This window comes from Bradyrhizobium sp. 63_E2_N1_3, from assembly GCF_052076005.1.
GTDB lineage: Bacteria > Pseudomonadota > Alphaproteobacteria > Rhizobiales > Xanthobacteraceae > Bradyrhizobium > Bradyrhizobium barranii.
This window is the reverse complement of the sequence record NZ_CP197235.1, coordinates 3,151,665-3,166,436: the sequence shown is the minus strand read 5'-3', so window position 1 is coordinate 3,166,436 and position 14,772 is coordinate 3,151,665. Positions and strand designations below refer to the sequence as shown.

At 65.8% G+C, this 14,772-nt stretch carries 10 protein-coding genes; 4 read left to right on the top strand and 6 right to left on the bottom strand.

Going from position 1 to position 14,772, the window contains the following annotated elements:
• Nucleotides 1-46 precede the first annotated feature (46 nt).
• A complete protein-coding gene (locus AB7531_RS14605; protein ID WP_085405874.1) occupies nt 47-2,311 on the top strand; it encodes a TonB-dependent siderophore receptor in 2,265 nt (754 codons plus the stop codon).
• A gap of 9 nt (nt 2,312-2,320) precedes the next feature.
• Here the strand turns inward: AB7531_RS14605 and AB7531_RS14600 are convergent, their stop codons facing one another.
• Nucleotides 2,321-2,677, bottom strand: a complete 357-nt coding sequence (locus AB7531_RS14600; protein ID WP_028158285.1) for a hypothetical protein — start codon at nt 2,675-2,677, stop codon at nt 2,321-2,323.
• A 399-nt stretch (nt 2,678-3,076) separates the two neighbouring features.
• Between AB7531_RS14600 and AB7531_RS14595 the strand changes: the two genes are divergently transcribed.
• Nucleotides 3,077-4,177: a hypothetical protein gene (locus AB7531_RS14595; protein WP_245328613.1), complete on the top strand. Its 1,101-nt coding sequence runs from the start codon at nt 3,077-3,079 to the stop codon at nt 4,175-4,177.
• A gap of 115 nt (nt 4,178-4,292) precedes the next feature.
• Here the strand turns inward: AB7531_RS14595 and AB7531_RS14590 are convergent, their stop codons facing one another.
• Both AB7531_RS14590 and AB7531_RS14585 read right to left on the bottom strand, forming a co-directional pair.
• On the bottom strand, nt 4,293-4,904 hold the full coding sequence (locus tag AB7531_RS14590) for a DUF2147 domain-containing protein (protein ID WP_063982234.1): 612 nt from the start codon (nt 4,902-4,904) through the stop codon (nt 4,293-4,295).
• Nucleotides 4,905-5,011: 107 nt separating this feature from the next.
• The gene (locus AB7531_RS14585; protein WP_063982233.1) at nt 5,012-6,040 is read right to left on the bottom strand and encodes an NAD(P)/FAD-dependent oxidoreductase; all 1,029 of its coding nucleotides are present in this window, start codon (nt 6,038-6,040) and stop codon (nt 5,012-5,014) included.
• 182 nt (nt 6,041-6,222) lie between these two features.
• Here AB7531_RS14585 and AB7531_RS14580 point away from each other — a divergent pair, with 182 nt between their 5' ends.
• Nucleotides 6,223-6,690 carry an acyl-CoA thioesterase gene (locus tag AB7531_RS14580; RefSeq protein ID WP_063982232.1) on the top strand — a complete coding sequence of 156 codons (468 nt, stop codon included), beginning with the start codon at nt 6,223-6,225 and terminating at the stop codon, nt 6,688-6,690.
• A gap of 15 nt (nt 6,691-6,705) precedes the next feature.
• Here AB7531_RS14580 and AB7531_RS14575 read toward each other — a convergent pair whose 3' ends face one another.
• Together AB7531_RS14575 and AB7531_RS14570 are read right to left on the bottom strand one after the other, a co-directional pair.
• Nucleotides 6,706-7,026: a 2Fe-2S iron-sulfur cluster-binding protein gene (locus AB7531_RS14575; protein ID WP_014493954.1), complete on the bottom strand. Its 321-nt coding sequence runs from the start codon at nt 7,024-7,026 to the stop codon at nt 6,706-6,708.
• A 166-nt stretch (nt 7,027-7,192) separates the two neighbouring features.
• Nucleotides 7,193-7,567 carry an Hpt domain-containing protein gene (locus AB7531_RS14570; protein WP_187388006.1) on the bottom strand — a complete coding sequence of 125 codons (375 nt, stop codon included), beginning with the start codon at nt 7,565-7,567 and terminating at the stop codon, nt 7,193-7,195.
• Between the two features lie 395 nt (nt 7,568-7,962).
• On the opposite strand from AB7531_RS14570, the gene AB7531_RS14565 reads away from it, so the two are divergent.
• Complete coding sequence (locus AB7531_RS14565; protein ID WP_085405870.1) at nt 7,963-13,704, top strand: negative regulator of septation ring formation; 5,742 nt, start codon at nt 7,963-7,965, stop codon at nt 13,702-13,704.
• A gap of 179 nt (nt 13,705-13,883) precedes the next feature.
• Here the strand turns inward: AB7531_RS14565 and AB7531_RS14560 are convergent, their stop codons facing one another.
• Complete coding sequence (locus AB7531_RS14560) at nt 13,884-14,765, bottom strand: MlaD family protein (RefSeq protein ID WP_085405869.1); 882 nt, start codon at nt 14,763-14,765, stop codon at nt 13,884-13,886.
• Nucleotides 14,766-14,772: the final 7 nt, after the last annotated feature.

The window sequence follows — 14,772 nt, the reverse complement described above, 5'->3', positions numbered from 1 at the left end:
CGACTGCGCTTGTTAGTCGTCCGCCCCGCAAATGATGGGGTCGCGAATGACTACATATCTCAGAACGACGGCAGGATTGATCGGCGGCGCGCTGCCGCTGTTGGCAGGCCTGATGGATGCGGCGCCGGCCGAGGCGCAATCATCGTCGCAGGAATTGCCCGCCGTCGTGGTTGAGCAATCGTCGCGGCCGGCAGCGCGCACACGTCCGTCTCCCTCCCGTCAGGCCGCACAGGCGGCAAGCCGCCGTCGCCAGGCCGAGCGCGCACCATCGAACGCCGATACACAGGCGGCCGGCGCGAGCACGGGCGCGGAGACCGCGACAGGCCCCGTCCGCGGCTACGTCGCGACCCGCAGCGGCACCGGCACGAAGACCGATACGCCGCTGCGTGAGACACCGCAGTCGATCACCGTGGTCACCGCCGACCGCATCATCGACCAGGGCGCGACCACCGTTCAGGAGGCGCTGCGCTATGTCCCCGGCGTGTTCGCCGACGCCTACGGCGCGGACTCGCGCGGCGACTATCCGCGCATCCGCGGCCAGGACCCAAATATCTATCTCGACGGCACCCGCATGGTGAACACCAACAACTTCAACGAATGGCGGCCGGAGCCGTACACCCTGGAGCGCATCGAGGTCTTGCGCGGCCCCTCTTCCGTGCTCTACGGCGACACCTCGACCGCCGGCCTGTTGAACCTGATCTCGAAGCGCCCGCAGGCCGAATCCGCCAACGAGATCGGCGTGCAATATGGCAGCTTCTACCGTAAGCAGGTGCAGCTCGACTCCACGGGAAAGCTGACCAAGGACGGCGAGTGGCTCTATCGCTTCATCGGCGTATACCGCGACAGCAACACGCAGACCGATTACGTCAAGGACGGCCGCATCGTGCTCGCGCCATCACTGACCTGGCGGCCGACCAACAACACCAGCTGGACGGTGCTCGGCACCTATCAGAAGGACACCACGGGGTCCTCCACGGCCTTCCTGCCGCATGAGGGCACATTGTTTGCCGGCCCCAACGGCTACATTCCGGTGCGGCGCTTCGCCGGCGAGCCCGGCTTCGACCAGTACCAGACCGAGACCGGCGCGATCAGCAGCCTGTTCGAGCACAGCTTCAGCGACAGTCTGAAGATCCGGCAAAACCTGCGTTACGCCCATGTCGAGGGCATTTACCGGTCGACGTGGCCGGACCTGAACTTCGTCGATCCAAGCGATCCGAACTATCCATTTCTCGACGCCAGCCGACGCTCCGTGGCGCGCAGCGTATGGAGCCGCGAGACGGTCAAGGACAACCTGACCTCGGACAGCAATGCCGAGCTGAAATTGCACACCGGACCGGTCGCACACAAAGTGTTGTTCGGCACCGACTACCGCGAGTTCAGGGAGCACGCGCAATCAGGCTTCACCACAGACCCGACGCCGTTCGATCTCTACGCGCCGGTCTACCGCGGCGTACCCGCGCCGACGATGTCTCCCGAACCGGATCTGCGCCAGACCCAGCTCGGTATTTACGCTCAGGACCAGTTGCGCCTCGGACCGTGGCTCGCCGTGCTTGGGCTGCGCCACGACTACGTCACCAGTAACACGCAGGCCTCGCCGGTCGAAAACTACCAGGCGACCACCGGCCGCGCCGCGCTGATGTACGAGCTGCCATTCGGCGTCACGCCTTACGTGACCTATGCGCAGTCGTTCAACCCGGTGTTCGGCAGCGGCGTCTGCGCCACGGTGTGCGCGCCGCAGCGCGGCGAGATGGTGGAGCTCGGCTTCAAGTACAATCCGACACCGGGCAATGCGATCAACGGCGCGATCTTCGACACCACCGAACGGAATCGGCTGGCCAGCGACCCCGATGATGACCGCTTCTCGATCCAGACCGGGAAGGTGCGCATCCGCGGCGCCGAGCTCGAGGTGCTGGCGCGCGTCACGCCGGAGCTCGACCTGATCGGCGCCTATACCTATCTCGATGCCCGCGTGGAAAGCGGCGACAATTCCGGCAAGCATGTCGAGACCGTGCCGGATCACCAGGCCTCGCTCTGGGCGAAGTACCGTCTGTCCCTGCTCGGCCTGCCCGGCGTCACGCTCGGCGGCGGCGTGCGCTACATCGGCACCTCCTGGGACGGCACCGACACCCTCCGCACACCCGACTATACGCTGTTCGACGCCATGGTTCGTTACGAGACCGGTTCCTGGCGGCTTCAGGTCAATGCCAGCAATCTCTTCGACAAGCGTCACCTCACCACGTGCCTGGCGCGCGGCGACTGCTTTCTCGGAATCGGCCGCACGGTGCTCGGCAGCGTGACGTACAAATTCTAGCCACGACCGCTACGTCATGCTGCCGGGCATGAAGCAGCGCACGCGCGGATGGCCGTCGACATAGTGCTTCCACACCATGGTTCGACCGATCTTGTTCGGCTCGGTGATCACGGCACCGTCGGGCACGACGACCCATTCGTCGTCGATGCGCACGCGGTAGTGGCCGCGATCGGATTCCCAGTCGACGTCGGCTATGACGTAGCCGTCGGCATCCGAGCAGCATTGCCCGTATTGGCTGTGCAGGCTCTCGAACCAGGGTTTTAGCGGCGAGTTGGCATAGCGGCCGTCGTCGCGCGCCAGCGCCGAGGTCGCAAGCAGCGCCATCGGCCCCAGCAGCGCCGCCGCACATAGTCTGGCAAGTCGCATATCGTCTCCGCGGATCGCAATCAGCGCCGCGAGGGACAGACACCGCCGTCCGCCTTCCGCACGGTCGCGGCAGGCGTGGAGACGGCGACTCGCTCCCCAGCGGCTTTGCGACAGCTATGCAAATCCGGCGCCAGCGCGCATTCCGGGGAACTACGGCCGCACGGCGTTGCCCCGGCCGGCGCGCACGTCCTGCATGTCCAACGCGTCGGCAATTTGCCGCAGCTGTTTTGGAGGCTTTCCTTGTTCCGCGAGGACGTGTACGAAACGGCCGCGGACGCGGGCCGCATCTTTTAATCAACTGTTTCAATTAGAGAAATCAGGTGTTGGCGTGACTGGCATTGGACCGTCAGCGCTATGAGTTCGAGAGAGTTGCTTCCTGGCCAGCAGGATTCGACCGACTTGCCCGCAAGCGAAGTGCAGTTTGCGCTCGTGATTTCGCGCATGCTCGAGACGGTGAAGGACGACGCGGACGCCAGGCGGCAGATGGTCTACGACCTTGCCCGCTACAAGCTCCAGGAGCAGTTCACCTACGCCGACGCCAGGAACATCGACCAGATGAAGCGGGCGCTCGAGGTCGCAATCGAGGAGGTCGAAAAATTCTCGCGCGACCAGGCGCCGCTGGAGCGCTTGCCGTCACAACAGCTCACGTCGTCAAAGGCGACCGAGACAGGCGGTCTCCTGGTGTCCGGCGACGCGACCGTTTTGCGATCGAGGATCGAGATATCCCGCAGCAAGCTGCCTGCGATCTCGGGCCCGCTTCTACCGGTGATCAAGCGTACGGCGGCCATCCTGCTTGCCGTTGGCGCCGTCATCCTGATCGTCTCGCAGCGAGACAACATCGCCGCGCTGCGCCGCCAGATTTCGTCCCAGGCCCAGGAGATCGCGCAGGTATCGCCCAAGCCGGAGGCGACGATCACGGTCGCCAAACCGGAGATGGTCGCCCCCGCCCCGCCTCCCTCGACGCGCGTATTGCCAACCGACTACGGCATCTACGCATTGATCGACGACAAATCGCTGGCGGAATTGAATGCGACCGGCGTGATGGCGCCGGACATGCGCATCGCGATTTCACCGGAGTTCAAGAAGCCCGATCGCCCGCATCTGCCGAACGGCCGCGTCAAATTCATCGTGTTTCGGCGGGACGCCGCGAACGTGATCCCCGAGCGCGTCGAGGTTCGGGTCGTCGCGAAGATCGCCAGGGAGTTTTCGACCGACGCTGCAGGCAAAAATCTAGGCGGCGGAGAAGATGTCGGGGTGATCCGAAACTTCTCCTATCCGTTCCGGGTGTCGCCGATCCCGGGGAAGCCCGAGATGTACGAGCTTCACACCGGCGATTCAGGGCTCGAGCTTGCGCCGGGACATTACGTCCTGAGCCTGGGACCGCAGGCCTATTATTTCCAGGTCGACGGCGAGATCACCGATCCCCGGCAATGCCTCGAGCGGGTCGTCGCCGGCAACGGCACGTTCTACGCGCCTTGCAAGAAGGCACGGACGTATTGACGGTCGTCAAGACCGTCGCTGCTGAGGCAGGCCCGAGCCACACACTCAACTGTCATCGCCCGACTTGATCGGGCGATCCAGTATTCCAGAGACAGTGCGAGGATACGGAGGGGCCCTACTGCTTCGGCGCCGGCGCCATCATCGCGCCGCCCTTCTTCGCCGCGGGCGCGGGCGCCGGCTTCGTCGTCGCGGCGGTCGCCTGTGCCGGAAGATATTTGGCGACGATGGCAGGATCGACCTGGGCGATGTAGGCGTCGGGAAGACGCGTCCAGGTCTCGTCCTTGCCGAACAGGGAAATGCCGAGGAAGCCGCGCATGGTCAGCGTCTGCCCGTCCGGGCTGACCGACATCTTGGCCTTCCAGATGTTGCCGTCGCGCGGATTGACCACGTTGCCGCCGTCATACTTCAAGCCGTCGCGCTTCATGTCGCGGATGAAGGAGAGCCCGAGCACCGGGGCGTTTTTGCGATCATCCGTGCATTTCGCACAGACCTCATTCGGGTCGTCGCCGGGGCGCGGAAAGGTTTTTGCGATCACGCCTTCGAAGATGCCGTTGTGGTCGACGAAGAGAAACCATCCCACCGTCTTGCCGTCCTCGGTCTTCTGCCAAAGACCCGCGGCGGTTGGCTGCTGCGCCTGTGCGGCTACCGGCCCAACCGCGCCAAGCGTCAGCGCAACAGCGAGCGCGAGGGGCGAGAGCAGTCGAAAGCTGGAAAAGAGAGTCCGCATTATGATCACCTTGCTAAGCCGCCACTGCAATGGCCGCAGACTACGGCGATTTCGCGAACGGTTCCAGCACCAGAAACATGGGGCATTGCCTGCCGAACCCGGTGCCGTCAGTTGACACCGAGCTTCTTTTGCAGACTGGAGGACGAGGTCGTGTACTGGAACACGAGCCGCTTCTCCGGATAGACGTAGCGATGGGCTTTTTGCGCCATCAGTGCGCCCTCGTGGAAGCCGCACAGGATCAGCTTGAGCTTGCCCGGATAGGTGTTGATGTCGCCGATGGCGAAGATGCCGGATACGTTGGTCTCGAACGCGGACGTCTCGACCGGCACCAGATTGTTCTCCAGCGCGATGCCCCAGTTCGCGACCGGACCGAGCTTCATGGTCAGCCCGAAGAACGGCAGCATGGTGTCGCAGGAAATTTCGCTCACGCTGTTGTCGTTGCCCTTGACGGTGGCGCCGGTCAGCTTGCCCTCGGTGCCGGACAGCGCGGTGACCTGCCCGAGCCGCAGATCCATCTTTCCGTCGGCCACCAGCGCGCGCATCTGCTCGACGCTGTGGGGTGCGGCGCGAAAATCGTCGCGCCGGTGCAGCAGCGTGACGCGCTTGGCGAGCGGATGCAGATTGAGCGTCCAGTCGAGCGCGGAATCGCCGCCGCCGACGATCAGAACGCTCTTGTCGCGGAACGTCTCCATCTTGCGCACGGCGTAGTGCACCGAGGTGCCCTCATAGGCCTCGATGCCCGGCACCGGCGGGCGCTTGGGCTGGAACGAGCCGCCGCCGGCCGCGATCACCACCACCTTGCATTCGAACACCTTGCCCGCGTCGGTGGTGCAGCGAAACAAGGGATCGCCGATCTTCTCCACCGTCTCCACCATCTCGCCGAGATGGAAGGTCGGATGGAACGGCTTGATCTGCTCCATCAGCGCGTCGGTGAGGCCCTGCCCCGAAACGTGCGGAATGCCGGGAATGTCGTAGATCGGCTTTTCCGGATAGAGCTCGGCGCACTGGCCGCCGACCTTGGCGAGGATGTCGATGAAATGCGCCTTCATGTCGAGAAGGCCAAGCTCGAAGGCGGCGAACAGACCACAGGGGCCGGCGCCAATAATCAGCACATCGGTTTTTATCACGTCGCTCATGTCGTCTCTTTATCGATCGTTATCGGTTGGACGCCGCCCGGGGGGCAGAAGTGACCCTGCCTGTCTAGCCAACGGGGATGGATCAGGGAAGGCATAAAAGCGGGAGCACCCCGCAGCCGCGCCCACTTGCCGGGTCAGGATAACTGGGCTGTAACGGGAAGCGATATGACGGAGATCAATCGGTGAACGCACCAAGCCGCCTCGATACGACGCCGCGCCTGGAGGACTATCCCTATCGTCTCGGCGACAATGTCCGCTTCGGCGATCTCGATCCGAACCAGCACGTCAACAACGCGGTCTACGCCACTTATTTCGAGACCGGCCGGGTCACGCTGATGAAGAGCCCGGAATACGGGCTGACGCCGCCGGGCCTCGCCTGGATCATGGTGCGCCTCGACATCCATTTCCGCGCCGAGCTGCACTGGCCGAACACGATCGAGCTCGGCCTCGGCGTGGTCAAACTGGGACGGACGTCGGTGACCTTCGAACAGGTCGTGTTTTCGGAAGGAAAGTGCATCGCATCGGCGATGTCGGTCGGCGTCATGCTCGACGAGGCGACGCGGCGGCCCGCACCGCTCACCGCTGAGATCATCGAGAAGCTCAGGCCCTGGCACAAGCGCGGTATCGAGGTCGCGCCGCCGAGCATCTAGTATAGTGAGGGACGATCAGGCCTGCCGTTCCGGCGTCGCCACGACGAGCCCGTCGAGTTCGTCGGAGACCTTGATCTGGCAGGACAGCCGCGAGTTCGGGCGCACGTCGAAACCGAAATCGAGCATATCTTCTTCCATGGGCGTCGGGCTGCCGACCTTCTCGCGCCAGGCTTCGTCGACATAGACATGGCAGGTTGCGCAGGCACAGGCGCCGCCGCATTCGGCCTCGATGCCGGGAATGCTGTTGCGGATGGCGGCTTCCATCACGGTCGCGCCGTTCTCGACTTCCACCGTACGGGTTTCGCCCTTGTGGTCGACAAAGTTAATCTTGGCCATGTGTGCTCGTGCTGCCGCGATGTTGCGAATGAAGGAGGGTCCGGGCTGTCCTATAACGGGTCGATCCGCCCGGCGCCATAGGGTTTTGAAGCGACGTGAATCCCGCTTCGCGGGAAGAAAACGCGTCAAAACAAAAGACTAGAGCGCGGTTTCTCGCCCTGTCGCCCTAGGGCTTCAGGATCGCCTCGATGGCGGCGCGAGCCTCGGTCACCGCCTCTTTCAACGCGGCGAAGGCGTGGGGCTGGCCATGGCCGGTCCGGACCGCGGTCTCCAGGCTGGCCGCGGCATCGGCCACCGCAAAGGCGCCGATTCCGCGCGCGGAGCCCTCGAGCTTGTGGGCGAGTGTGCCGGCCTCGGCCGGCAGTGCTGCCATCGCCGCAACCAGGCGAACCGCCTGCTCGGCGAACATCGCGAGCACTTCCTGTTCCAGTTCGGTGTCCCCGAGCGTCATGCGCGAGAGGTGATCGAGGTCGAGCGGGCTGTCGATGGGTGCAAGCGGGGGCGAAGGCATCCAGTCCATCCGTTGCAGTTCAGGCGTCATGGCGCAGACCCCGGCATCGCGCGATGTCCGCCGATCCGGCGGTCAAGTTCCCCCACCGAAGCATGGAAATGGTTAACGAAGTGTTTGGGCCGTTTTACGCAAATCCGCCCGTTTATTGACGAAAAGTTGCCGCAATCCGGCGAGTCCGGTGGAGAATTCCATTTATTGCTAAGGCGTTACGGCGCTATCCTGTTAACGATGATTAAGACTGTCTTAATCCCGGGCATTTCATTCGCGACGCTCTGCCAATAGGATGTTGGGAGAAATTGGCGGACAAGCCGTCCGGGTGGGGACGGCTGGGAATCCGCGTAAGCGGCATGATCCGGTCTGTGGGCTTGCGTAGCGCGCTGGGCTCGCGGGAGGACGCGTACAAGTAACGAGGGCTCGGACTGAACATGGCGAACACCCCGAAAAAGGTCAAAGACCCCACAGAAGTTGCGCTTTCTGCGATCCAGGAAGCCCTGAACATCAGCGACACGGCCGCGGACACCAGCCGCAACGCCTCGATGCGCAACGAAACGTCGGCTCCGGTGGGGCCGCCGGCTCCCCCGATCTTCGACGAGCCGACCTTCGAGCCGCGTCCTGCCGCCAACGAGCGCACCACCGTGTTCGATACGATCGAGGAGCCGCGCACCTCGCGCCGCGCCGCCAACGATGACCGCGAGACCATCGGTCAGTTGCTCCAGGCGCTTCAGAAGGGCCGCCCTGCCCGCAGCGTCTACACCTTCGCCACCATCTTCGCCGGCGTCTGGCTCGCAGCCTGCGCCGCGCTCACCGTCGGCTTCCTGCCCTCGATCCAGGCCGCCATGGGCCAGAGCGGCGGCGTGCTCGTCATCGCCGGCCTGATCGCGATGTTCTTCGCGCCGATCATGCTGTTCTACTTCCTGGCGAGCCTGGTCTGGCGCGGCCAGGAAATGCGCATGATCGCGCAGGCGATGGCGCAGGTCGCGATCCGCTTCTCCGAGCCCGAGGGCTCGGCGTCCGATTCCATGGTCACCGTCGGCCAGGCCATCCGCCGCGAGGTCGCGGCGATGGGCGACGGCATCGAACGTGCCATCGCGCGCGCCGGCGAACTCGAGACGCTGGTCGCCAACGAGGTTGCGGCGCTCGAACGCGCCTATTCCGACAACGAAGTGCGCATCCGCTCCCTGCTCCAGGACATCGCGCACCAGCGCGACAATCTGGTCGGCCAGGCCGAGCAGGTCCGCAGCGCCATCTCCGGCGTGCAGATCGATCTGCGCCACGACATCGCGCTGATCTCGGACGCGATCGCCTCGCGCGTCGACGAGGTCGCCAAGAGCATCACCGGCGCGCTGGAAGAGCGCGGCGCCCACATCACCGGCGCACTGAGCAACGCCGGCGACAACATGATCCTCGCGCTCGGCGAGCGCGGCGGCGACCTGCTCGACCGCCTCGAGGAGGCCAGCAACGAGACCACGCGCGCCGTGCTCGACGCCAGCGAGCGGCTGACCACCAGCCTCAACTTCAAGACCGGCCACGTCCACGACGAGTTCGTCGACCTCGCCGACCGCGTCCACGAGATGCTGAACGAGCGTATCGACCGCATCACCGGCGAGTTCGAGCAGCGCTCCGCCGCCATCGTCGACGGCATCTCCGAGCGCACCGAGCAGGTGCACGACAGCCTGAAGAATTCGTCGGACTCGCTGCTGCTCGAGCTCGAGCTGCGCTCCAACGACCTCTCCGCCAAGATCGACGATGCCGGCAACCGGCTCGCCGGCCACATCATGACCTCCGGCGACAAGGCGAGCGAGGCGCTCGACGCCACCGTCAACACCCTCGTCGCCAAGGTCGTCAGCCAGACCGAGACCGCGCACGACTCGCTGTCGCTGCAGATGAGCGCGTTCGACGAGCTGGTGAAGAACCAGGGCACCGAGCTGGTCGAGAGGTTCGCCCGCGACTCCGGCACGCTCGGCGCGCTGATCACCCGCCACATCTCCGAGTTCGACCGCACCGTGAAGACGTTCGGCGGTGATATCGTCGATCGCATGGGCCAGCGCACCCAGGACATCGCCGAGAGCCTGAAGACCTATGTCGACAATTTCGATACCCGCTTCACCTCGAACGGCGGGGCGATCACGGCCGTGCTCGACCAGCGCCTGGTGCAGTTCGAGACCACGGTCGGCGAACGTGTCACCAACCTCGACGCCTCGCTGAACGACAAGATCGTCAGCCTCGACGGCACGATCGAAGGCCACATCAAGACTTTCGACGACCAGCTCGTCGGCCGCGTCGCCGCGCTCGAGCAGTCGTTCGACACCCGCGCCAAGTCGGTGACCGAAACCATCGACGGACGCCTCAACACCCTCGCCTCGTCGCTGACCGACGGTGCCGCGCAGGCGATCCAGTCGATCGACTCCCGCCTCACCCACCTCACGACGTCGCTCACTGACGGCGCATCGCAGGCCATCGAGACGATCGATACGCGCCTCAACTATCTCGCGACCTCGCTCACCGATGGCGCATCGCAGACCATCCAGTCGATCGATACGCGGCTGACGCACCTCACGACGACGCTCTCGGGCGGCGCCTCGCAGGCGCTCGAATCCATCGACACGCGCCTCACCTACCTGACGACTGCGGTGACGAACGGCGCCTCGCAAGCCGTGCAGTCGATCGACACGCGCCTCACCCTCCTGACCTCGACGCTCACCGACGGCACCGCGCAGGCGATCGAGGCGGTCGACCGCCGCATCACCGGCGTCGCCGAGATGATCGACGGCCGCAGCACGCACCTGACCGACACGGTCACGGCGCGCTTCCAGGACATCCACCAGGCCATCGAGACCAAGGTCGGCTCGGTCGCCAACGACATCGACGTGCGCGTGGCGCAGTTCGAGGACCTGCTCGGCTCGCGTGTCGAAGCCGTCGCCGGCCGCATCGAGAGCAGCGGCCGTCAGGCCAGCGAGGACATGATGTCCCGCGCCGAGATGATCTCGACCGCGATCCGCTCGCATGTCGAGGATGCCGAGCGCTCGCTCACCAACCTCGTCGTCAACACCAGCGAAACGATCCAGACCGGTGCGCGTACCGCCCAGCAGTCGCTGATGACGGTCTCCTCCGACGTCAACGCCCAGCTCAAAATGACCTCCTCCGATGTCAACGCCCAGCTCAAGATGACCTCCACTGAGGTCGAGCGCGCGCTGACCGCGGTCGGCACCGGTGCTGCGAACTCGATCCTGAGCAGCGCCCGCGAGGCTCAGTCGACCCTGGTCGCTGCCTCCGGCGATGCCTCCAACCAGATCAAGGGGCTCGCGGTCGACGTCGAACGCACGCTGTCGGCGGCCGGTTCTGCCACCGCAGCCTCGATCCTGGCCGGCGCCCGCGAGGTACAGACCACGCTCGTCACGGCGTCTTCGGACGCGGCCAACCACGTCAAGACCCTCACCGCCGACGTGCAGCGTTCGCTGTCGCTGGCCGGCGCCACCACGGCGGAATCGATCACCGCCGGCGCCCGCGATGCGCAGAGCGCGCTGATTGCGGCCTCGACCGAGACCGCCAACCAGATCAAGGCGCTGTCCTCGGACGTGCAGCGCTCGCTCTCGATGGCCGGCACCTCGACGGCCGAGACCATCATGACCGGCGCCCGCGAAGCCCAGACCACGCTCGTCAACGCGTCCTCGGATGCGGCGACCCAGGTCAAGTCGCTCGCGGTCGAAGTGCATCGGTCGCTCTCGCAGGTCGGCCAGTCGACCGCCGAGACGATCACGACCAGCGCCCGCGACGCCCAGAGCACCCTGCTCTCCGTCTCGGCCGAACAGACCAGCCAGGTCCGTTCGCTGGCGGCCGAGATGCAGCGCGCGCTGGCGACCGCCGGCGGCGCCACCATCGAGGCGCTCACCAGCGGCGTGCGCGAGGCCCAGGGCACGCTGATCACCGCCTCGACGGATGCGGCAAGCCAGATCAAGTCGCTGACCACGGACATCGAGCGCACGCTGACCTCGATCGGCGCCGACACCGCCTCGACCATCCTCAACAGCGCGCGTGAGGCGCAGACCTCGCTGACTTCGACGTCGGCGGATGCCGCAAGCCAGATCCGCACGATCTCGACCGAGATCGAGCGCGTATTGAGCACGGCCACGACCAACGCCACCAACGACATCCAGACCAGCGCGCTCAACGCCCAGAACGCGCTGATCAACGCCTCCAACGAGGCAAGCTCGCGTGTCAAGTCGAGTTCGGCCGACGTCGAGCGTTCGGTGCTCGCCGCCAGCAGCAGCTTCGGCCAGGCCATGACCGGCAAGACCGACGAGATCGTCACCTACGTGCAGCAGCAGGCCGACCGTCTGTCGAACATGATCGACGCCAAGCGCGGCGCGCTGGTCGACGCGATCGGCTCGAAGACCAGCCAGCTCACGCTCGACATCGACCGCGTCACCTCGGATGCGCTGAAGTCGATCGAGACGCGCGGCCATGCGTTCTCGCAGACGATGATGGGCAACGGCTCCGAAGTCGCCCGCACCATCAACGCGGCGAGCGAGATGGCCACCGGCGCGGTCGGCAAGTCGCTCAAGGACCTCGAGCAGGCCTCCCGCTCGGCGATCGACCAGTCGCGCCAGGTCTCGATCGCGGCCGTCACCGAGATGCAGGAGACCAGCAAGATCCTGCGTACCGATACGGTGGCCCTGTTCGAGCGTCTGCGCGAAGGCAACATCCTGCTCCAGGAGGTGCTGACCGGTGCGCACGACAACCTCAACTCGCTCGAGCGGGCGCTGGTGACGCGCGTCGCCGACTTCGTCTCGGCGATGAACGACGTCACCTCGCGCAACGGCGCTGCGACGCAGAACCTGGAAGACCAGCTCAACGTCTTCAACACGAAGACCACGCGGGCGCTGCAGGACCTCGGCGAGCTATCGACCCAGTTCGACGCGCACGGCAAGGCACTGGTCGAGGCCGCGCAGGTCGTCGAGGTGAGCAACAAGAACACCACCGCTTCCCTCGCCGAACGCAAGCAGGCGCTGGAATCGCTCGTCACGACCATCGACCTGCGCACGGCCGATCTCGACCAGCGTCTGTCGCGCTTCACCGGCCTGCTCGATGAATCGCTGGCCGCCGCCGAAGAGCGTGCCCGCGACATCGCCCGCGTCGTCGCGGAGACCGCCGGCGCAGGTTCCGCCGCGATCACCCGCCAGTTCGAGGCGGTGCGCGTGGCGTCCGAGGAGGAGCACCGCCAGACCATCGAGGCCATGCACGACATCTACCGCCAGACCACGGACGAGGCGGATACGATGTTCAAGCAGTCGACCGAGAAGTTCACCAACCTCGTCTCCAGCATGAAGCAGATGGCGTTCGAGATGCACAACGAGCTCGAAGCCACCCGCAACGAGCTGCGCCGCGGCGTGCTCGAGATGCCGCAGGAGGCCGCCGAGAGCACTGCGCAGATGCGCAAGGTGATCGTCGACCAGATCGAGGCCCTCGCCGAGCTCAACCGCATCGTGGCCCAGCATGGCCGTGGCCTCGACGTCTCCACGACGGGCCGCGCCGGCGCGCAGCGCCAGGAAGAGCCGTTGCTGGCAGCCGTCGGCACGCGCAACACCGAGACCCGCGGCCGCGACACCGGCAGCGCCTCGACGCTGCCGCCGCCGGACCTCGGCATGCCCGCCTCCTCGCGCCGCACCGAAGCGCCGCCGGTCGCGCCCGCAGGCAACGACCAGGGCCGCGACGGCTGGCTGTCGGACCTCCTGAACCGCACGGACGCCAACCAGGGTGCTCCGACCGGACGTGAGGCCCCGCGTGGCCGCGCGACACCCGCGCCGCAGCCGCAGGCTCCGCAGGGTGGCAGCAATCCGCTGGAGTCGCTGTCGCTCGACATCGGCCGCCTGATGGACCGCAACCTCGCCGCCGAGATGTGGGACCGCTACCAGCGCGGCGAGAACAAGGCCTTCACCAAGCGCCTCTACACGCCCGCCGGCCAGAAGGCCTTTGACGAGGTCGCCCGCAAGTACCGCGCCGACCGCAACTTCAAGGGCACGGTCGACCGCTACGTCGCCGAGTTCGAGCGTCTGCTCGACGAAGTCGCCCGCGACGGCCGTGGTCCGCAGGAGCTGCGCAGCCACCTGACCTCGGAGACGGGCCTGGTCTACACGCTGCTCGCGCATGCAGCGGGCCGGCTCGGGTGATCAGCCCATAGCGACAACGAATAGCGAATGAGAACGGAGGCCTCACGGCCTCCGTTTTCGTTTGAGCCCGTCATTGCGAGGAGTCCTTGCGACGAAGCAATCCAGACTGCTTCCGCGGAGACAATCTGGATTGCTTCGCTACGCTCGCAATAACGAGGTGAGGTCCGTGTACTAAACGCCTACTGCCGCCTGCCGCTCGCGGCGGGCGCCTGCCTCGGCGGCTCGGCGGGCGGCGGAGCGGCGGCCGGGGCGCTGTTGCTGGCGCCGAACAGCACGCGGGTCGGGTTGCGGTCGAAATTGTTCACGGCGCGGCTGATGTCGCCGAGCGTGCGCCGGCCGTCGGTCATCAATGCACCGGAGCGCTTGTCGAAATCCTCGGCCAGCTCGCGGATCGACTTCACCGCCTGGAACAGCTCGCCGCCGTCCTTGCCGCCGGCGAGCGTGTTGAGGCCAAGCATGAGGCTGTCGGCCTTGTGCATGACGCCGTCGACCTTGGCCATCACGCCGTCGATCTTCTCCGAGTTGCGCGCGAGCGAGTTGGTGAAGGTCTCGAGGTTCTTCAGCGAGTTCTTCACCGACTCCTGATTGTCCGCGACGATCTTGTTGATGTTCTGGAGCGTGCCGCGGATCGCCTCGGTGACGTCCTGGAGCTTGTTGGGATCGGCCGTCAGCGACGGGATGCCGTCCTCGTCGAGCGGCGGCGGAGGCGCGGCCTCCTCGCCGCCCTTGAGCGAGATCGCGGCGACGCCGGTCAGGCCCTGGAATTCGAGGCCGACCAGGGTGTCCTTGCGGAGCGGGGTGTTGTTCTCGACCATGGCGAGTGCGACAACCCGCCGCGGGTTGTCGAGCTTCACGGAGACCACCTCACCTACCCGGATACCGTTGAAGTTGACACTGCCGCCGTTGCGCAGGCCCGCCGCCGGGCCCTCGAACACGACGCGCAGGGGGCTGCGCTGCTTGGTGGTGTGCAGCGACTGGAACCACAGCACGAAGCCGATCGCCGCGGCGATCACCGCCAGCGTGAATGATCCGATCAGTACGTAATTGGCCCGCGTTTCCATCAGCTAC

What these genes read in the sequence shown, in the direction of transcription:
- AB7531_RS14605 (WP_085405874.1), top strand. Translation starts at nt 47, where the DNA reads ATGACTACATATCTCAGAACGACGGCAGGATTGATCGGCGGCGCGCTG.
- AB7531_RS14600 (WP_028158285.1), bottom strand. Translation starts at nt 2,677, where the DNA reads ATGCGACTTGCCAGACTATGTGCGGCGGCGCTGCTGGGGCCGATGGCG.
- AB7531_RS14590 (WP_063982234.1), bottom strand. Translation starts at nt 4,904, where the DNA reads ATGCGGACTCTCTTTTCCAGCTTTCGACTGCTCTCGCCCCTCGCGCTC.
- AB7531_RS14585 (WP_063982233.1), bottom strand. Translation starts at nt 6,040, where the DNA reads ATGAGCGACGTGATAAAAACCGATGTGCTGATTATTGGCGCCGGCCCC.
- AB7531_RS14575 (WP_014493954.1), bottom strand. Translation starts at nt 7,026, where the DNA reads ATGGCCAAGATTAACTTTGTCGACCACAAGGGCGAAACCCGTACGGTG.
- AB7531_RS14570 (WP_187388006.1), bottom strand. Translation starts at nt 7,567, where the DNA reads ATGACGCCTGAACTGCAACGGATGGACTGGATGCCTTCGCCCCCGCTT.
- AB7531_RS14565 (WP_085405870.1), top strand. Translation starts at nt 7,963, where the DNA reads ATGGCGAACACCCCGAAAAAGGTCAAAGACCCCACAGAAGTTGCGCTT.
- AB7531_RS14560 (WP_085405869.1), bottom strand. Translation starts at nt 14,765, where the DNA reads ATGGAAACGCGGGCCAATTACGTACTGATCGGATCATTCACGCTGGCG.